Origin of the sequence: Nostoc sp. CALU 1950, assembly GCF_051172895.1 — a bacterium.
Lineage (GTDB): Bacteria > Cyanobacteriota > Cyanobacteriia > Cyanobacteriales > Nostocaceae > Nostoc > Nostoc edaphicum_A.
In genome coordinates, this window is record NZ_JBDNJQ010000002.1 from 137,041 (window position 1) to 157,925 (window position 20,885).

10 protein-coding genes are annotated in these 20,885 nt (G+C 41.6%); 2 read left to right on the forward strand and 8 right to left on the reverse strand.

What is annotated here, in order from left to right:
* Positions 1-307: 307 nt before the first annotated feature.
* From ABF638_RS01265 to ABF638_RS01280, 4 genes are all read right to left on the reverse strand, one after another.
* Complete coding sequence (locus ABF638_RS01265) at positions 308-1,516, reverse strand: 4-hydroxy-3-methylbut-2-enyl diphosphate reductase (protein ID WP_435019540.1); 1,209 nt, start codon at positions 1,514-1,516, stop codon at positions 308-310.
* A gap of 532 nt (positions 1,517-2,048) precedes the next feature.
* Entirely contained in the window at positions 2,049-2,906 is an 858-nt protein-coding gene (locus ABF638_RS01270) for an SGNH/GDSL hydrolase family protein (RefSeq protein WP_435019542.1), read from the reverse strand.
* 170 nt (positions 2,907-3,076) lie between these two features.
* Complete coding sequence (locus ABF638_RS01275) at positions 3,077-4,471, reverse strand: ammonium transporter (protein WP_435019564.1); 1,395 nt, start codon at positions 4,469-4,471, stop codon at positions 3,077-3,079.
* A gap of 492 nt (positions 4,472-4,963) precedes the next feature.
* Positions 4,964-5,287 carry a YnfA family protein gene (locus ABF638_RS01280; RefSeq protein ID WP_435019544.1) on the reverse strand — a complete coding sequence of 108 codons (324 nt, stop codon included), beginning with the start codon at positions 5,285-5,287 and terminating at the stop codon, positions 4,964-4,966.
* Positions 5,288-5,509: 222 nt separating this feature from the next.
* Between ABF638_RS01280 and ABF638_RS01285 the strand changes: the two genes are divergently transcribed.
* Positions 5,510-10,153: a GAF domain-containing protein gene (locus ABF638_RS01285; protein ID WP_435019546.1), complete on the forward strand. Its 4,644-nt coding sequence runs from the start codon at positions 5,510-5,512 to the stop codon at positions 10,151-10,153.
* A 194-nt stretch (positions 10,154-10,347) separates the two neighbouring features.
* Here the strand turns inward: ABF638_RS01285 and ABF638_RS01290 are convergent, their stop codons facing one another.
* From ABF638_RS01290 to ABF638_RS01305, 4 genes are all read right to left on the reverse strand, one after another.
* Positions 10,348-11,850, reverse strand: a complete 1,503-nt coding sequence (locus ABF638_RS01290) for an acyl--CoA ligase (protein WP_435019548.1) — start codon at positions 11,848-11,850, stop codon at positions 10,348-10,350.
* A gap of 3,351 nt (positions 11,851-15,201) precedes the next feature.
* Positions 15,202-15,918, reverse strand: a complete 717-nt coding sequence (locus ABF638_RS01295) for a pirin family protein (RefSeq protein ID WP_435019550.1) — start codon at positions 15,916-15,918, stop codon at positions 15,202-15,204.
* Between the two features lie 516 nt (positions 15,919-16,434).
* On the reverse strand, positions 16,435-17,988 hold the full coding sequence (locus ABF638_RS01300) for a cation:proton antiporter (RefSeq protein WP_435019566.1): 1,554 nt from the start codon (positions 17,986-17,988) through the stop codon (positions 16,435-16,437).
* Between the two features lie 70 nt (positions 17,989-18,058).
* Complete coding sequence (locus ABF638_RS01305; protein ID WP_435019552.1) at positions 18,059-19,060, reverse strand: DUF389 domain-containing protein; 1,002 nt, start codon at positions 19,058-19,060, stop codon at positions 18,059-18,061.
* Positions 19,061-19,238: 178 nt separating this feature from the next.
* On the opposite strand from ABF638_RS01305, the gene ABF638_RS01310 reads away from it, so the two are divergent.
* On the forward strand, positions 19,239-20,804 hold the full coding sequence (locus ABF638_RS01310; RefSeq protein WP_435019554.1) for a cation:proton antiporter: 1,566 nt from the start codon (positions 19,239-19,241) through the stop codon (positions 20,802-20,804).
* Positions 20,805-20,885: the final 81 nt, after the last annotated feature.

Here is a 20,885-nt window from a genome sequence, read left to right on the forward strand (position 1 = left end):
GATCTTTTTTCGACTTGTGTGTACACCGTAGCTTTTTAAGGGGGAGGGAAACAGAATCAAAGTCCCCCTTTTTAAGGGGGATTTAGGGGGATCTAAAATTTTTGATACAGACAAGAGGACTTTTCAAATATCTTCTTATGCTGCACTTTCAACTAAAATTGCTGCTTCAACCTTCACCAATTTTAAAACTAGTGAACAGTCAATAGTTATTAGTCTTACCTAGTACAATGTTTAAGCTAGTTTTGAGGGTTCGTAGTCAGGACTAAAGTCCTGACTACGAACTTATATACTTGATAATTGATCACCGTTAAACCAGCGCTGCTGTTGCTTTCAAAGCAAAAATCTTCTCAATCACATCTTCTACTACCTTATCTGGCGTAGAAGCACCAGAAGTGACTCCCACAACAATTTTTCCATCTGGCAACCAGTTTTCTGTAGTTATTAACTGCCCATTTAATTGCCGATGTTCTATGGAATCTCCTGATTTAATCCGTTCAACAGTATCAATATGATAAGAAGGAATTCCCCGCTCAAAAGCAATTTGTTGTAATTGCGTAGTATTGGATGAATTAAACCCACCAATTACTACCATCAAATCTAAATTATGTTCCACTAATTCCAACATGGCATCTTGCCGTTCTTGGGTAGCGTCACAAATAGTATTGAAGCTTTGGAAATGCTGATTTAACTCTATAGGGCCATACTTGTGCAACATAGTCCGCTCAAAAAGCTTACCAATTTGCTCAGTTTCGTCTTTAAGCATGGTAGTTTGGTTAGCAATACCAACTCTTTTTAAATCTTGATCGGGGTCAAATCCGGCTGAACAAGCTTTAGCAAATTTTGTCAAAAATTCTTCCCGGTTGCCACCATTAATAATATAGTCAGCAACATATTGCGCTTCTTGCAAATTCAACACAATTAAATACTTGCCAGCAAAAGAACTAGTTGCAACTGTTTCTTCGTGCTTATATTTACCGTGAATTATTGATGTGTAATCGATTTTTTTGTGCTTTTCTACTGTATTCCAAACTTTAGAGACCCAAGGGCAAGTTGTATCAACAATTTTGCAGCCTTTATCGTGAAGGATCTGCATTTCTTGAACGCTTGCCCCAAAGGCGGGTAATATGACTACATCGCCAGTTCCCACAACCGAAAAGTCTTTATTCTTGCCTTCAATAGGGATGAATTCTACTTCCATCTCCTGCATCCGCTGATTTACGGAAGGGTTGTGGATAATTTCGTTAGTAATCCAGATGTGTTCTTTGGGGAAGTGCTGACGGGTTTCATAGGCCATAGCTACAGCTCGTTCTACACCCCAGCAAAAGCCAAAGGCTTGTGCTAGTCGGATTGTGACATCGCCTCGTTGCAGGATGTAATTGCGATCGCGAATTTCCTGAATCAAGTTACTCTGATACTCAGATTGCAACTGGGTAGCAACTTCTGCTTGATGACCAAAACCCTTGCGATTGTAATTTTCTGAATGTTGGAGGCTGCGCTTAAAAGCTTTTGTATCCATTAGATTTGTCTACTTAAACCACTATTTTGTATATTCTCGCACCCAGACGCGATTTATAAGAAAAATGCTGAAAACCCCTGAGAAAAAGCAACTGCGTTGCTTTTTCCTTACTTGAGGCGCTTGGGTTGAAAGCTAGCTGCACTATGCAAGGGTGCTTTGATGTTAATATAGTTTCAACAGGTAGGGTAATCAACCTGTATAAAAACCCGATGTTGCCTAACGGCTCTACGCTGTACCTTGACAATTGAAAATATGGGGTTCTATTCCATAGTTCTAGCTCCTTTCCAGGAATAGGTAAAATTTTCACGGAGACTAGACGACCAGCCTTTTAAAATAACATAAAACAAATTTTGGAGTCATCCAACTACGGTAGGGCATACCGAAAGTTAACGCTTGAGGAGAGAACCACCTCTGGCTTAGATACCGCAAGGGGTCTAGGTTAAGTGGACTCGTTGAACCAAGAATCTCCGTTGCGTAGCAAAGGAGAGTGTCAAACAGAGTTGTATTCAAAGATATTACTTCTTTTTGCACTTTACCCTTTTTCCCCCGCAGGACGTTGACTCTGGGATTTTAATTCGATATCGCTATAAATCTGCAATGCAGAACGCCAAACTATATAGCCTTCAGGACTTAAGTGTAAGCCATCGGTAGTAAATTCCCTGCGGAGATTTCCTTGCTTGTTGATAAACAGCGGGTATAAATCGAGAAATTTGACACCTTTTTTGGTAGATATGCTTTGCAGTTGCTGATTCAACTTGCGAATGCGACTATTGGCAACAGCCAGAAGTTTTTCTCGTCCTTGCCAAGTTGCTTCGTCTGCTCCATGTGGCAAAATCGATTGGACAACAATTTGCGCTGTGGGATGAGTCTTTTGCAGGTAACTGATAATTTGCCGTTGATTATCTAAAATTACCCTGTCGCTCATCCCCCGAATTAGGTCATTAATGCCAATCATCACAAAAATCACCTCTGGCTGGGTGCGGTCAAATATCTTCAATCTTTTCAAGAGTCCATTGCTGGTTTCGCCAGAAATTCCTTGATTGAGCCAATTTTTACCTTCGGGTAATAACTCAGGGGGAAACCACAAACTCAGAGAATCTCCCGCCAGGATAGTTAAATCGGCAGGACGTTGGTCGGCGGCGACCTTGGCTTCTTGCTTAAGAATGTCTACCCACTCTTGATAACTGAGTTGGTGACGGCGACCCAAATCAGGCGTAGCAATTTGGGGTGAGTTGTTCAGGTTGATTGGTTCTGGGGATGTTACTATCCCAAAAAAAGCGGACAATCTCTGCTGTTGCCAAATTAGCAGGATGACCGCCAACATTAGGATGCCGTTGGTTAACAGCGAGAAAAATGCCCAGATAGGAAAGGTTTTAAGAGAAGTAGACACAACTAGCGAAATTTACCAATTATTTGAATCAAATTTTAACGCTAGCGATCGCAAATGACACACTCTTAAAGTGGGGATTGGGGATTGGGGACTGGGAACTGGGGATTGGGAACTGGGGAAGCAAACAGAAAGTTCTTTCCTCCTAACTCAACACTCACCACTCAGCACTCCTAAGTCGGACGATCGCCAAACTCGGAGTTGTAACCTTCTTCACCATGTTCGTTGATATCTAAACCTTGCAATTCAGCTTCCTCTTTGACTCGTAGCCCGACTGTAGCATCGATAACCTTGAGAATAATCCACGTACCAACACCTGCGATCGCATAAGCAATGGCAATTGCTGCTAGTTCAATTCCCAATTCACCAAAATTACCGCGCAACACTCCGTTTTTACCTCCTCCATTGACTTGAGTCGTGGCAAAGACTGCTGTTAAAATTGCCCCCACTGTACCACCAACACCATGCACGGGATATGTATCTAAAGCATCGTCAATTAGCGTTTTATGCTTGAAACTCACAGCATAGAAGCAAACAAAGGCAGTGATCAAACCAATTAAAATCGCTGATAGGGGTGTGACAAATCCGGCGGCGGGAGTGATACCCACCAATCCAGCAACGGCTCCTGTCGCTGCTCCTACAGCGGTTGGTTTACCCCGTAATGATCCTTCCAAAATTAGCCACATTAATGCACCAGCCGCCGCAGCTGTATTCGTAGAGACGAAGGCTGTTGTTGCCACATTTGTTACTAAGTTACCAGAAGTTCCACTAGCAAGAGTTAGAGCACTCCCAGCGTTGAAGCCGAACCAACCAAACCACAATAAGCCTGCACCCAGTAAAATAAACGGAACGTTGTGCGGCGGGCTAAGACGATCGGGATGGGTTTTCCGAGGCCCAAGGACGATCGCTGCTACCAGGGCTGAAACGCCTGAACTAATGTGAACTACTGTACCACCGGCAAAGTCGAGGGCACCCAAGCCACCATACAAACCTAGAAATCCACCTTTAGCCCATACCATGTGTGCCAGGGGGGCGTAAATAAAGGTTGACCACAGTAGCACAAACAGACAATAAGCGCGAAAACTCATCCGTTCTGCGATCGCTCCAGAAATTAAAGCTGGGGTGATAATGGCAAACATGGCTTGGTAGATCATGAATCCCTGGTGAGGTATCGTTCCAGCATAAGAAAGAACCTCCGGGGGATTTGACCCTTTCAGATAATCGGTTATCTCTAAGCCGACACCATTCAATCCCAGCCATTGCAATCCACCGATAAATGGTAAACCTGGTGCAAAAGAAAGACTATAACCCCAGAGAATCCAGCTAACTCCCACGATCGCCATCAACACAAAGCTCATCATCAATGTGTTTAGGATGTTGCGCGATCGCACAAATCCACCATAGAAAAATGCTAATCCTGGTGTCATTAGCAGCACAAGGGCTGCTGAAATCAGCATAAATGCCGTATCTCCAGTATCAGCAGCAGGTGGAGTAGCGGCTGGTGTTTGGGCAAAAGCATTGCCCATTAGCGGTACTCCCAAAAACAGTAGAGTGATAGCCCCAATCATCACAACTTTCTTCAACACTTGTTTTTCTTCCTAAGCACCAATGATTTGTATCCTTAACTACATTTGATTACTTTTAGTTACACATTTTTGTCTTGAAAGTTACTTAACGTTAATTTTGTGGAAATGTTAACAAAAATATAATCCTGCTGGTAGTTACCAAGATAAAAAACGGTATGAATATGCAATAGTTGCATGTTTATTTTTTGAAGAATAGCATTTTATTCAACCGCTACAAAATCCCAAATTTTTAGTTACCTCCTGTTACAAAGCAAAATAGTTTTGAATTCTGACAATTATGGTAAATTAGCAGAGAATTTGCCCAAATATTTCATGATTTATCTTAATATCTCCTGCAAAAATGCATAAATATCTGCATGACTGCTTCTCACAGTTTGGTAGTTAAAAAACTTTTACATTTTGGGGTGAGGTTATTATCTGTTTAAAAGGGAACAATATAAAAGTTATTGTTCAAAAATAATCTAGAAATTTTACTTAAGTTCTGGGTGCAAACATGATAATTAAAACACTTACTAAAGCTAAACATGCTCCGATTAAGTCATAGCGGTCTGGAATTACCCTGTCTATCTTCCAACCCCAAAGCATTGCCATCGCGATAAACGCGCCACCGTAAGCCGCATACACTCTGCCAAAATTTGCCGATTGGAGAGTTGCAATAACCCCATAGCAAGCTAAAGAAATTCCACCCAATATGCCCCACCAGAAAGGCTTACCTTCGCGCAACCACAACCAAATCAGGTAGCCGCCGCCGATTTCAAAGAAACCAGCCCAGAAAAAATACAGTAGAGACTTGATCATTTGAACGATTATTTCACAAAGTCGAACTCAGTGAAATTACGCTAACGCTTTTAACTAAACTATTGTCATTAATTAAAGTAAGTTTGTTGAATTGGGCATAGGGAATTGGGCATTGGGCATTGGGCATAGGGAATTGGGCATTGGTTATATTATCCTGCTCCCCTGCTCCCCTGCTTTTTCCCTGCTCTGCTACCTCTCCCAGAATGTAGATAAGGCTTAAGGATGAAAGCACCATTACCTGATAACGAAGCAAAGAGAATTGAGATGCTTTTGCAGTATAAGATTCTCGATACCCCACCTGAAGCTGCATTTGACGACCTCACCCGTCTAGCTTCGTATATTTGTCAGACTCCTATCGCCTTAATTAGCTTAATTGATACAAACCGTCAGTGGTTCAAGTCAAAAGTCGGAATGGAAGCCTTAGAAACACACCGAGATTTAGCATTCTGTGCCCATGCTATTCTCCAGCCTGATATTTTGGTTGTACCTGATGCAACAGATGACGAACGGTTCGCTACAAACCCACTGGTAACATCTGACCCAAATATTCGGTTTTATGCTGGTGTACCTCTGACTAATCCAGAGGGATACCCGCTAGGAACCCTGTGTGTAATTGACTACGTACCACGAGAACTTAATCCAGAACAACTGGAGGCATTACGAACATTAGGCCGTCAAGTCATTAAGCAACTAGAATTGCGCCGAAATTTAGCAAGTTTGGTACTTGTTACCAAGAAAGACAAACAATCACAGAGGGTAGGCAAGCAATTTTTCCAAAAGATTGCAGCAGGTTTTGCTTTGGCGTCGGCAATTTTAGTTGTGATTGGCGTGGTTTCTTATCAAAATACAAGAAAATCTACTAATAATCGCAGTATCGTAAAAAACACTTACAAAAAACTCAACAGCTTAGAAGAACTACTGTCTCACATCAAGGATGCTCAGACTAGACAAAGTGGTTACATTCTGACTGGAAAACAAATTTATCTCAAACCTTATCAAGCAGCACTTGCTAACGTCGATCAAGAAATCGCTCAACTGAAAAGTCTAACGGCAGATCAACCGGATGAACAAAAGCAGATTGCAACGCTTGAATCTCTGATAACAGCTAAACTTACTGAACTAAAACAGACTATCGACTTGCGCCAGAACAAGGGATTAGAGGCGGCGTTGCAAGTACTACTGAGAAATGATGAACAAAATCTCATAGGTGATATCCGCAAGATGATCAATGAGATGGAAAACGAGGAAAGGGGGCAACTTCAGCAGCAGTTACAAGCAAAACAAGCCAGAATTCGCAACACATTTTTGACACTTGCGATCGCTATCAGCCTAAGTTTTATCATTCTTGCTGTAGTCTACTACTTCATCTATCGTGAGGTAATTGAGCGGAAAAGGACAGAAGAAACCTTAAATCAAGAACGCAACTTTATCTCAGCAGTCCTTGATACAGCCAGCGCGTTGGTAACAGTTCTCGATTCTCAAGGGAAAATCGTTCGTTTCAATCAAGCTTGTGAGCAAATAACGGGTTACTCTTTCGATGAGGTAAGGGGTAGGTATTTCTGGAACGTGTTCCTACTTCCTGAAGAGGTGAATTCAGCCAAAGCAGTTTTTGAGCAATTGTTAACTGGTACAGGCTTTCTAGAAAACGAAAACCATTGGGTAATGAAAGATGGTAGTCGCCGACTGATTGCCTGGTCAAATACCTTCTTAAAAGACTATGAAGGATCAGTAGAATACATTGTTGGTACTGGCACTGACATTACTGATCGCAAACGCACACAACAGCATCTAACTGCACAATATGCTGCAACCCGCGTTTTAGCCGAATCCGCCACCATCAGCGAAGCTACTCGCCAAATCTTGCAAGGGATCTGTGAGAGTTTGGCATGGGATTCGGGTGAAATTTGGATGGTGGATCAGCAGGCAAATGTGCTGCGTTTTCTCGATACATGGCATAAAGCATCCCTTGAGATGCGAGAGTTTGAAGCATTAAAGCGGCAAACTACCTTTGCGCCAGGAATTGGATTACCTGGTCGGGTTTGGGCTAGTTCTGAACCTGTTTGGATCGCTGATATTGTTAAAGATATTAATTTCTCTAACTTCAAAATTGCTGCTCAAGTAGGACTACACGCGGCTTTTGGTTTTCCAATCCGCAGCGGTAACAAAATCCTTGGCGTCATTACCTGCTTCAATCGTGAAATCCAGCCGCTTGACGAAGATTTGGTAAAAACGATGAATTCGATTGGTGAGCAAGTGGGGCAATTTATCCAGCGGAAACAGGCTGAAGAAGAAATACAACGCCAAAACTTGCGATCGCAATTATTTACCGAAATTACCCTCAAGATTCGCCAGTCTTTACAAATCGAAGAAATTCTCCAAATCACTGTCGAGGAAGTACAAAAGATTCTCCAGACTGACCGAGTTTTGATCTATCAGCTTTTGCCAGATGAGTCTGCAACCACCGTTATAGAAGCAGTAGTTTCTGGCTTACCAGCCATCAAAGAGCAAAGCATCACCCCTCCCTACTTCCAAGCGGAGTATCTACAACAATACTATCTACAGCAGTACCGTCAAGGAAGGGTTTTAGGACTGGCTAACTTGGATCTATTAGAAGTTGAACAAAGCCATTTAGAATTAATGCAACAGTTTGGGGTCAAAGTCAATTTGGTTGTGCCCATTCTTGTCAAAGAAGAAGTTTGCGGTTTGCTCATAGTTCATCAGTGTGACGATTCCCACCATTGGTCTAGCTTTGAAACTCATCTCTTGCGGCAAATAGCCGACCAAGTAGGTATTGCCTTAGCGCAAGCCCAACTATTAGCAGCAGAAACTCGTCAGCGACAAGAACTTGAAATTGCCCGTCGCCAAGCCGAATTAGCTTCTCAGACTAAAAGTGCTTTTTTGGCAAATATAAGTCATGAAATTCGCACTCCAATGAACGCTGTATTGGGAATGACCAGTTTAGTTTTAGATACTCCCTTAGATGCAGAACAGCGAGATTTTATTGAAACAATTCGGAGTAGTGGAGATGCTCTTTTAAGTTTAATTAACGAGATTTTGGATCTTTCCAAACTTGAAGCTGGAGAAATGGCTCTCGAAACTCTAGATTTTGACCTATCCACTTGTATAGAAGAAGTGGTGGAATTATTGGCTCCTTCAGCCCATAACAAAGGATTAGAAATTGCCGCCATGATTGAGCATAACGTCCCCACCCAGCTCAAAGGAGATGCTGGTAGACTGCGGCAAATTCTGATGAACTTAATCAGCAACGCGATCAAGTTCACCAGCACTGGCGAAGTATTAGTACAAGCCGAATTGCGTGCGCTTTCTCCTACTACAGCCACAATCCATTTTGCCATTACAGATACAGGTCTTGGCGTTAGCCCTGAAGACCAACGCAAACTCTTTATGCCCTTTACCCAAGTGGATGCTTCTACCACTCGCAAGTATGGTGGTACTGGTTTGGGATTAGCCATCTGTAAACAACTTGTAACCTTGATGGGAGGAGTGATTGGGGTAGAAAGTCAGGTAGAAAAAGGATCTAACTTTTGGTTTGAGGTGCTTTTTACCAAGCAAATTGAGCCTGTTTTGCCAAAATGCGTTCGCGGACTTTTGCACAATCGCCGCTTGTTAATAGTAGATAACAACGCTACTAATTGCAAAATTATCCGCCATCAAGCTACTTATTGGGGAATGCAGGTAGATCAAGCTGACAGTATTGCTGCGGCCCTCAAAGTTATTCAGAAAGCTTATGAGCAAGGGAAATCATATCATGTTGCCTTGATTGATATGCAAATACCCCAAACAAATGGCATGACAATAGGAGAACAAATTCAAGCCAATTCGGCAATTGCTGAGATACCTTTGATTATGCTTGCCTCTACCAATCAACGGGAGGAAGTGCAGCAGGCGCTCAAAATTGGATTTGCTGCTTATTTAGTCAAACCCATTAAGCCATCACGACTCCTCAATACCATCATCACTATTTTAGAAACTCAGTCGGAATCAGGGCTAGAGGCTACCGAAGAAATCCAGAGTACAGAGACTTCAGCCGTTCTTACTTCCTCTTCCCCTAACACCGCTACTAAATCCAAGTTAAGAATTCTCTTAGCTGAAGATAATTTGGTGAATCAGAAAGTAGCCTTGAAACAACTCGATAGTTTGGGCTATAAAGCCGATGTTGTTGCTAATGGAAAGGAAGTTTTGCAGCAATTAGAAAAAATTCCTTACGATTTGATTTTAATGGATTGCCAAATGCCAATTCTTGACGGTTTAGAAACCACAAAAGAAATTCATCGTTGGCAAAAGGGCGACTTTGCCTTACGTCGCCGTCCGGTGGTGATTGCGATGACGGCCAATGCGATGAAAGAAGACGAACAAATGTGTCTCAATGCAGGTATGGATGACTATTTGAGTAAGCCAGTGTTTAAAGAAAAATTGGCTGCGACCCTAGAGCATTGGACAGGTGTGATTGTTTCACAACAAGAGGCGGTTGTCTATGAACAGACAGTTTCCAGCGACCTAGCAATTGATTGGGAACACTTGCATCAGATATCGGGAAATGATGAAGAATTTGAATTAAATCTATTGCAAATATGCGTTGAAGATATTAAACCCCGTTTAGAGATCATTAAAGTTGCGATCGCATCTCATAACTTTGGGCAAATAGCGCGAGAAGCTCATCACCTTAAAGGTGCCACTGCCAATATTGGAGCCACAGCAATGTATATAGCCGCTGACAAACTAGAACAACTAGCTGACTGTCAAGAGCTTAGAGATACTACTAACTTAATTTCAGAATTAGAAGAATTTGTCAACTGCATTCAAGAATTTTTAATCAAAAACAAAGTTTTCACAATTCAAAATTGAACTAGGGGCTGGGGAATGGGGATTGGGGACTGGGGACTGGGGATTGGGGAATGGGGAATGGGAATGGGGAATGGGGACTGGGGACTGGGAATCATTTCTTTCTTCTCTTTCTTCTCTTACTTTGCGTTCATCTCCCCCTGCCTCCCCTGCTCCCCTGCTCCCCATCTCCCCCATCTCCCCCATCTCCCCACTCCCTACTCCCCAATATTCAGCAATTTCGCCATAGCCAACCGTTGCAGTTTCCCAGTAGCACCACGAGGTAGTTGATCCAAAATGTGAACTTGCTTGGGAATTTTGAAGTCTGCCAGCATAGTTGCACAGTGAGCTAAAAGTTCTTTTTCGCCAGCTTCTACCTTGAGGACAACAGCGGCGTGGATATCTTCTCCTAAAGATTTGTGGGGGACAGCAAAAGCCAAAGCTTCAGCAACGGCGGGATGGCGCAGCAAGACATCATCCACTTCTAAGGGAGAAATTTTTTCCCCACCCCGATTAATCAATTCTTTAATGCGTCCAGTCAAGCGGAGGTAACCGTCTGCATCCACTGTACCCTGATCCCCTGTGCGGAACCAACCGTTCACAAAAGCTGTGGCGTTAGCTTCCGGGTTGTTTTCGTAGCCATCTATAACATTGGGTGCTTTTACCACCACTTCGCCCAAGCTTCCTTGAGATAACAAGTTGCCTTCGGAGTCCATAATGCCCACTTCTACACCAAAGCCATAACCTACAGTTCCTGGTTTCCGCACTTTTGGTGGTAGGGGATTGGTGGTCATTAAGTGAGATGCTTCAGTCATGCTGTAAGCTTCCACCACCGGAGCATTAAGAGTTGCCTCTAGCTGTTCAATGATAATCGGGGGCAAGGAAGCGCTACTAGAGCGAATAAAACGAAAGCGGTTAGCTTTGACAATTTCTGTGTTGCGGCTAGCGCGGGCCAAAATTGTCTGGTGCATAGTTGGCGCTGCGGAGTACCAGGTAGGTTTATAGGTATCTACCAGTTTCCAAAACTCCAGGGCATTAAAACCATTGGGACAAATTAGTGTACCGCCTGATGCCAGAGTTGCTAGTAAACAGCCCACCAATCCGTGAACATGGAACATGGGCATTAGACAAAGTGTAGTGTCATCTGCTGTGAGTGAGTAAGCATCAATGAGGTTGCGGGCTGAAGCGATTAAGTTGCGATGACGAATCGGTACACGCTTGGGACGACTGGTAGTACCGCTAGTGTGGAGAATCATGGCGATATCATCAGACTGAGGCAAGGGAGCTTTTAGCTGGGAGCAGGGGGGAAGTTCTTCCTTGACTAATTCAAAGCTTAATGTGCCATCAGTGTTTACCTTGGCATTAATCAGCATCATGTCGGGTGTGACAGCAGCAATGGCTGCTTCTGGATCTTCAGACAATGTAATCAGTGCTTTTGCCTGGGTATCTTTGTAGTAAAAGGCAAATTCATCTTGCTTATATTTAGGATTTAGGGGAGCAGCAGTGCCACACAGAGAAGCAGCCAAAAAGGTAATAGCCATTGGTGAACCGTTAGTCATAGCAATGGCTATGCGTTCCCCCCGTTTCAATCCAAAGCTATTAAGTTGGGATACTAGTCCAACAATATTCTCGCGCAATTGCTTATAAGTTAGCGATCGCTCTCCCGGCGTAACAACGGCTAGATGATCGTCTTCCCCTGCTAAAAGCTCAAATAAGTTCATTAGTTTTTCCGGCCTGTCAACAGATGACTGATTGACATCCTTACTATGGCCAAAGCTACAGTAAGGATGTCAATCAAACAAGTTTAACTACTTGTATTCTATAGGACTCATATTTGATTTCTGAAAAAACTCAGTACAACTAAGAAGCCTTCTTGACTGTTGCCTGTTGCCTATTCCCTATTGCCTGCCTACGCAAATTAGTTCAGAAATCAAAGCGGATTCCTATAGATGGGTTGACACTAATGGCTTTCCGATCAACTCCACAAGATTGGATAATTTATTTTAGGACTTACGCAAAATTACGCGCTGTAAGGGCAATACCTGCGGATTCGCTGAAAGCGTTCTCGTAAGAGTAGCCACTACGCGTCTACATGAATTGCCCATACCGTAAAATCATTTTTTTCGGCTATTGTTTGCCTAAGTCCTAATTTTTTGGAAGTCCCTAAATAAAAAGCCCCTGGTCAACACCAGGGGTATCCATCTTTATTCCCTCATATTAGAATCGCATCTGTGAAGCTATAGTAAATCCGTAGTCATGCAATTAACGCATAATATCGATGATTATTTTGCAAGCTATGCTTGGACAGGAATTTACCCAGTGTCATGAATGAGAGCGATGTCTACGACGGGCTATTCGGTGTCTTTTATTTCTCGTCACTTGCTCAAAAAAAGGTTTAGCACCCAGCTAAACCTCTATAGGACTCATATTTGATTTTTGAAAAAAATTCGGTACACCTTAATCTTCTGAAATCCTATTGCCTATTGCCTTTTGCCTACCTACGCAAGTGATTTCAGTAATCAAACCGGATTCCTATATATATTTAGTGCTTAAGCAGACATCCCAGATTAATTTAGACTCACTCTTACTTTCGTTCATCTTCCTATAGACTGTATCCAAATATCCTGAAGACTGATATACCATTACCTGATAATTAATAATAAAAGGCTTGGTTAGACCAAGCCTCTATATATACCAAGCATTTACTACACCAAGATTAATTTAGACCGACTCTTACTTTAGTTCATCTTCCTATAGGCTGTGTCCAAATATTCTGATATCTGATATAACATTTCCTGGTTACTTGTTAAAAAAAAGGTTTGGCTGTGAACCAAACCTCAATAATTGCTGTGCTTAACAACGTACTAAATTAATTTAGTTCTACTCTGTTTACAGATCATCATCCTAGAGGATGTGTATAAATATTCAGGTATCTGGTATCCAATCACTTGGTAAAATCTTGACTGCTTTATTTAATAAATATATAAAAATCTACCTAAAGAATGAAAAAGTCTTAGTTTTAAACCAAGTCTCCATATATTACAAAGTATTTACCATAGCTAGTCAATTTAGAATTACGTTGACTTCAGTTTATCTTCCTAGAAGATGTGTATAAATATTCTAAAAGCTGATATCTCATCAGCTAAATATAAATTGGAAGAATAATTCTATATTTTGATAAAATACTGCTCGGTTAAGAATATTCGTAAGTCGGGTTAAGGCAATGCGTTACGTGCGTTACCCAGCAAACCTCTCTAAATATTGGGTTACCCTGTGAGAAGCCCCTTCTCTTCTCTTTCAGAGACGCTAATGCGAATGAGAGGCTTTGCGAACCGATCTACGTTCAATTTACCGTTACTCTAATGAGAGTTTATCTTTTGCTGATCTAAGCTTTTATAAAAAAAGACCCTGGGTATTACTCCAGGGTGCATACACGTTTTTCAGGCATTAACAGGCTGAATAATAACTCTGTAAAATAGTTATTTCTACTATCCATAGAATGATACAAATATTGATCTATATATGGTATTGGTAGTTTTTTGTTGCTTAGTCTATTGCAGATGGTATTTTTTAATACTAGAAAGATAAAATGGACGATATTTTCTAATCCTTTAGTATCAGTTAAAACACTCTGGTATCTGATGTTAATCTCTTATTTACATTAGATATAGAGATTATAGAGTAAGTATTTTACTGATTATTTCTACGTTTCACTGACTTGATGCTACTCACGAAAAAGGCATGGCTAAAAGCCACGCCCTATATATACCAAGTGTTTACCATACCTAGCTAATTTAGAATTACTTTGATTTCAGTTCATCTGTCTATAGTGGGTTTACAAAAATCCTCCAAAGTGTTGGCAAATCAACAATTCATTGATATAAAAAAAGCTTGCATTAAGCTAAATATTAATCTAATACCAGTGCTTTATACAATTTACATTAAATTATACTTAATTGGAATTCATGTTAATTAAAAGATGAAGCTACAAGCATAATCTGCAAACAAATCTAGGGACTGACAAAAAGACATATTGTCAGCAAAGCTAGTTAAATAGCAACAATTACTATATGTAATTATGTCTGAGAATTTACCAGATATTCAACCAATTACTTAACAAAAAAACTTGGTTTATCACCAAGTCTTAGAGGCTTTTTGAAAAGTCTAATTTGTTACTTTTATCGGCGATTTAAAATCGCGGCTACACAGGTAAAACATGCCTTAGCAGGTTATAAACTATTGATTTTGTATTAGTCCACAGAGGTGTATTTTTTTGTAGTAGGGAATTATATTTGCCCAATACTTTTCAAATATCCTCTTAGCTCGACTTTATCCAAAAGTAAGAACTCGGTTGCTGTTAGGGAGTATACAAATATTATAAGAATCCTTATCAGACGATAATGGAAGGCATGAAAAAGGTTTAGCACTAAGCTAAACCTCCATAGAAAGCAGTTATTCGACACACCAGAATTAATTTAGAGCTACTCTTACTTCTGGTCATCTTGCTCTAGGATGTGTAAAATAATTATAAAATATGATACAGATTGGTATTGCCATTTTGGCAAGTGATTAAACCTCCTTTAGATAGATAAATAGTTAAATATAGTGAATTAAAAATAAAAATTGTCACATTTAAAATTAGCATACAGCAATGGGATAACTTAATAAATATAAATAACCAAATCATTTGGCAATATTATGATTGCTTTTAACTTCAAATAATCTTGGATTAATCTATACATTTAAGCTAATTTTATTTTCGGTTATGAGATAAAAACCAGATCGGTATTCCAGTCAGATGTAATAGCATAGTATCCCTGCACGGACTTAGAGGATGTTTGAAAAGATATTTCTCTGTAACTTTAGGCACTTTAGATCCCCCCTAACCCCCATTAAAAAAGGGGAACCGGAGTCAAAGTGCCCCAATTTATCGGGGGATTTAGGGAGATCTAAAAGTTTAGATACCGACAAGAAGACTTTTCAAACATCCTCTAAGACAAAACAAGGGGCTTAAGCCCCTTGTTGTATTGTTTGTGTAGAGGCGGTTTCTAACCGCCCTTTTAGCCGGAATATTAGCCCAAATCGAAAAGCAAGATTTCGCCGCCGATGTTGGTGCTAATTTCTAGCTGTTCTTCGCCGTTGATTTGCACACCATCGCCGGCTCTGAGTTCTTCACCATTTAAGTTGACTATGCCTTGGGCTACTTGTAACCAGGCATAGCGATCGCTTTTGACTTGATAATTAACAACATCACCTGACTCTAAAACAGATGTATATAAATCAACATCTTGGTGAATCGTCACAGCACCATCGCGCCCATCTTTAGAGGCAATTAAGCGTAATTTGCCGCGCTTTTCTTCGAGAGGAAAAGATTTTTGTTCGTATCTTGGCGTTATTCCTTCTCGATCGGGAAGAATCCAGATTTGTAGTAAGTGCAGTGGTTCAGTTGGCGAGGGATTAAATTCGCTGTGGCTGATTCCAGTACCAGCACTCATAATTTGGGCATCACCAGGGCGAATCACCGACCCAGTACCCAAGCTGTCTTTATGCTCTACAGCACCTTCTAAGACGTAGGTGAGAATTTCCATGTCACGATGACTGTGGGTAGGAAATCCAGCACCAGGGGCGATGCGATCGTCGTTAATCACTCGCAGAGAGCGAAATCCCATGCGGTTGGGATCGTAAAAACTACCGAAGGAAAATGTGTGATAACTATCGAGCCAGCCTGTTTGAGCGTGGCCGCGGTCATTGCGATCGTGAATTAAGTGGGTAATTGTATTTTGAGACATAAGTTTACCTCGTTGTTAATTGTTTTTAGAAGAATTTAGAATTCCAAATTTAGAGTTCTGATTGATTAGACCTAATTTGTAACTATTTAAATAGTAAAGTATATACATATAAAATGAGAAGTACGCACTTAAAAGTGGCGTACTTACCAAAAAGATACTGTGAGATTTGACGGCGGTTTTCAATTGAATGGAATACACTCTTTAAACACTAAATTACTGTAATTTTAATTTTTGAACAACAAGATTAGCTACTAGGATGTCTTAATAGCAATTCTGCATTAAGATGCACATCATAAGTCCACCCTTGGCAAGGTGGGACGGCGTAACCGGGGGGATGAAGAGTGCTATTAGCGGGGCGTTTAGCACTGCTACTGCTCACACGTTTTGACCAATGCCCCATATCCCAATACGCTTGGGTTAAGGGCTAAGTGTACAAAATTGTGGGTTTTCGAGACGCGATAAATCGCCGTCTCTACAAGTGTATTGGTCTTATCTGAACTGTATTGCCCCATATCCTTAATCATCTTCTAATTTCAGTAATTGTTCATCAAGAGTTTGTATCCGCCCACGCACAATTTCTTCGGAGAGAATTCGCTTCCGCATTGCCTCATTGAGCGCTCCTTTTTCTGCCAAGAGTAAACGTCGGCGAATGGCTTCAAGTTTACTGCTCTTGCCACTTCTACCTTCCACCTCATCAGGGCGACGATTATATAGTTCCCGCAGTGTTTTTTCTGCACTGGCAATTCGCACCTGATAAGCTGAACGCATCTCTTCATAAACAGCTTTTGGTAACACCCCTGATTTCAACAAACTATCTAATTCATCTTGTGCTGCCTTACCCGTCATCAACTGGGCTTGCAATTCTTCAACCTGTTGTTGAGCTTCTGAAAATTTAGATAATTTCAAACGTTTTACCACCCAAGGCAAACTTAAACCCTGTCCAACTAACGACACCAGCACACTACCAAAAACTAAAGCGATGAGGATATCTCGTCCTGGTAGTGTTGGAGGTAAACTCAACGCCAGAGCCATTGAGAGCGAACCTTTGATGTTACCTAAAAAGAGTAGATGTTGCCAGCGCAATGGAATTGGACGGTCAATCAAACGAATCCCTGCTAGTAGAGGATAGACTGTAAGAACGCGCCCAATTTGATAAGCCAAAACTGCAAATATAATTGCAGGTAAAGTTCTCCAGAGCGTTACTAGGTCTATTTCTACACCAATCAACAAAAAAATAAAGGTGTTGACAGTAAAACTGGCATATTCCCAGAAACTTAACAAGGTGATGCGACTAGAAGCAGAAGTATTCTGAGAAAGTCCTAAATTCCCGAAAATTAATCCCGCAACAACTACGGCCACAGCACCCGATACGCCGAGAAATTGCCCAGCCTGAAAAGTTCCTAATGCAACTGCAACTGTCAACAAAAGACTGCTAAGGGCATCATCTAAACGCGCGAATATAGGTATACTCAAGTAGCCCAAGACTAACCCCACAAAACATCCCCCTAGAGAGATAAATAGTAGTTGTTGAATTCCCTCTATAAATGTGAGTGAGCCTGTTGAATATACTTGCAAAATTAGGTTGAAGGAAACTAGGGCAGCGGCATCATTGAATAGAGTTTCGCCTTCAACGATAGTAGAAAGCCGAGAAGGTACTGGTATATCCTTAAAAACGGCAATCATGGAAACTGTATCAGTATTTGCCAAAATTACTCCGACAAATAACGCAGGTATCCAATCTAGTCCCAGCCCAAATTTTAAGAGGACGGCAATAATAGCGCCAGAAAGTACAGCCCCAGGCCCAGCTAGTAGGGCAATTGGTTTAAAGGTGCTGCGTAGGCGGCTGACATCTGTATTAATACCAGCTTCAAAAATGAGAATTGGCAAGAAAAGATTCAAAACTAGGGTTGGATTTAAACCAATTGGTCGAGACAATAGCTCAGTGATGGGCAAACCTGCTAATACTAAACCTGTAACGTAAGGGATTCCCAACCGCCGAGATAGCAGAGCTACACATGTAGCAAGGAGCAAAAGAATAATTGAAACTTTGACTAATTCGGTAACATCCACTATTGCATCTTGAAAAGTTAGTTTGACTTGACTGATAGATTCTCTCCTCATTCATGCCAAATTAGCAAGTTCAGCGTGTGGGTTCAGAACGTCGAATTTCCTCCACTTGACCAACTTCAAAAATTAGAGTGAATGTTTGCCCCATCTCTCGTTCGATAAATTCTTCTAATAACTCTACTTGCCGGGGTGTGACAGGTTCCTTGGCGCGGACACTCAAACGGACTTCTGGGGGATTTGTCAACCAATTGGTATTACTATTAAGCAACTGCAAGCGTCCAAAGGTGACAGTTCGGTTTAATAATGCTCGTCGTAGACTATTTTCTAGTTGTGCCTGTCGTACAAGTCGGGCAAAGCTGACTCCCAAGGGAATTACCAGGATAGCCGTCAAAGCCATAGTCCAAATTAGGGGCTGACGGGCCCGCGCCATTGAAGTGTAACCTACTACCACGAATGTCACCATACAGGAGAGGGCAATACCTAACAAGTTGGTGAGATAAAGTAGGGTTGCCCCGAAACTGAGTGACCAATTTCCTTGTGCCAAGCCTAAACCAATGACACAGATGGGAGGCATAAGGGCAACAGCGATCGCAGTTCCCGCTAAACTAGTAGAGATTTTCGTCTCAACTTTTGCGTAGCCACTAATACCACCAGCCGCTACCGCAATTCCCAAATCTAATAATGTTGGTCTTGATCGAGCCAGGATCTCGCTACCGTAGCTGGGCAACCCTACTAGCCAACCCAGAGTCCAGGCGATCGCTACCGCTAATATAGTCCCCACTGCTACAGCAATTATTCCCTTACGGAATAATGTAATATCTGCTTGCAAAGCACCAAAAGCTAACCCGCGAATCGGCAACATCAGAGGGGCAATAATCATCGCGCCAATAATCACGGCCGCACTATTAGACAATAAACCTAAAGTAGCGATCGCACAGGAGCTAATAATCAAAATTATGTAAGCTGAGTCTAGAGTCGATTCTGCCAGCAAGTCTGTTTGTAGCTGTTGGAGTTGTTCTGGGTGAGAACCCCGGCGGCGGAAATTTTTAAAGCGGTCTCGAATGTTATTACCCAAGACCTTCCTCCTAAATGTTCGGTTAACTGTAAAATCTTCATTCTCTGTTAATTAAAGTCTTACATTGAATTGGTGTCATCTGAAAATAGTCATATCTAAGTCTGCCAGACATACAGAATTCACGTCTTTATTCTGAATTCTGTTTCGATAAATGCAAAATTATACCAGGAATTTACTTATGGTACTTGAATCCGCGATCGCTGAAGAAGTGATTACAAACAATCTCAAGCAGTTTTTGCTGGTACTTTCGGTATCTCTAGGTGTGGCGACACTACCGCAGATATTTAGCTGGTTTCGCAATATCCCTTATACCTTACTACTGGTGATTGTCGGGTTAGGTCTGGCGTTGGTGGATGTCCGTTTAGTAACCCTTTCTCCCGAATTAATTTTGTTTATTTTTTTACCACCGCTGCTATTTGAAGCCGCATGGAATTTGAAATGGTCAGAACTGAAGCGGGATTTAGTGCCAATTTGCTTGTATGCAGTATTTGGGGTGTTAATTACAATAGCAGGGGTAGCGATCGCTCTCAATCAATTCGTTGGTATTTCCCTAACTACAGCTTTACTCATCGCCGCCAGTCTATCTGCCACTGACCCGGTTTCTGTCACCGCTTTGTTCCGCCAACTCGGTGTAGGTAGTCGTCTTACCACCTTAATGGAAGGCGAAAGCTTATTCAATGATGGTATGGCTGTAGTTGCCTTTAGTTTTTTGGTGGCCTTATCTTTGGGAACTGTGGAATTGGAATTCCAGCCCATTGTATTGCAGTTATTTACAGTTGTTGGCATCGGTGTAGGGGTAGGAGCTTTCATTGGATTTGGGATTTCCTACCTCACCCAGCGCTTCGATTTACCTTTAGTAGAACAATCCTTAACCCTAGTTTCCGCCTACGGCACTTACCTAATTATCGAAGACTTGGGCGGTTCTGGGGTAATTGGGGTTGTCACCACAGGTTTGATTTTAGGCAACTTTGGCTCTCGTATCGGCATGAATCCCCGCACTCGGATTATTGTCTCCGAATTTTGGGAATTTTTGGCGTTCTTTGTTAACTCGATTGTCTTCTTGCTAATTGGCGACCAAATACGCTTTGCTAGTTTAGGCGAAAACCTGCAAATCATAATGGTGACAGTGGTAGCAATGATTTTGATGCGAGCAATTGCTATTTTGATTCTCACCAAATTTAGTACTAGCATCACCAAATCGGACATTTCGTTACCAGAACAAACTATCCTCTGGTGGGGTGGGTTACGTGGTTCCGTCTCCATTGCCTTGGCATTGAGTGTACCAGTAACATTACCAGAGCGAGAAAAAATTATTGCAACGGTATTTGGAGTAGTTTTATTTACTCTACTTGTCCAAGGATTAACCATCAAACCATTGCTAGAGAAACTCAATTTGCTAGGTGATGCACCCTTACGTGAGCAATATTTAGAATTCGTTGCCCGTCATGTTGCCTTAGAACGCGTTCTAGAACATCTCCAGGCAGACAAACGCCCAGGTATTGACCCAGAGTTTCGCCGTTATCAAGAGACACTAATCAAAGGTGAACTTGCAGATTTACGGATAGAAATTGACAAATTACAGGGTGAATATCCCAATCTTCAGAGCTTTACAACAGAACAATTTCGAGGAGAACTGCTGGCAATTGAGGCAGATACTTATGCAGAATTTGTCAAATCTGGTCGGTTAAATAAAGAATTAGAGTCTATGCTTGAGGGTGTTTTGCCAAATCAAAAAGAAGGTTGACTTCCAATACTGTTCGGTTAGGGCAAGAGACGCGATAAATCGCCGTCTCTACAATAATTAGTCTTTTGTAGAGACGGCGAT

Bases quoted from the DNA above. Each gene is read 5' to 3' on its own strand.
- ABF638_RS01310 (WP_435019554.1), top strand. From the start codon at position 19,239: ATGGTACTTGAATCCGCGATCGCTGAAGAAGTGATTACAAACAATCTC.
- ABF638_RS01295 (WP_435019550.1), bottom strand. From the start codon at position 15,918: ATGTCTCAAAATACAATTACCCACTTAATTCACGATCGCAATGACCGC.
- ABF638_RS01280 (WP_435019544.1), bottom strand. From the start codon at position 5,287: ATGATCAAGTCTCTACTGTATTTTTTCTGGGCTGGTTTCTTTGAAATC.
- ABF638_RS01290 (WP_435019548.1), bottom strand. From the start codon at position 11,850: ATGAACTTATTTGAGCTTTTAGCAGGGGAAGACGATCATCTAGCCGTT.
- ABF638_RS01275 (WP_435019564.1), bottom strand. From the start codon at position 4,471: ATGATTGGGGCTATCACTCTACTGTTTTTGGGAGTACCGCTAATGGGC.
- ABF638_RS01285 (WP_435019546.1), top strand. From the start codon at position 5,510: ATGAAAGCACCATTACCTGATAACGAAGCAAAGAGAATTGAGATGCTT.
- ABF638_RS01265 (WP_435019540.1), bottom strand. From the start codon at position 1,516: ATGGATACAAAAGCTTTTAAGCGCAGCCTCCAACATTCAGAAAATTAC.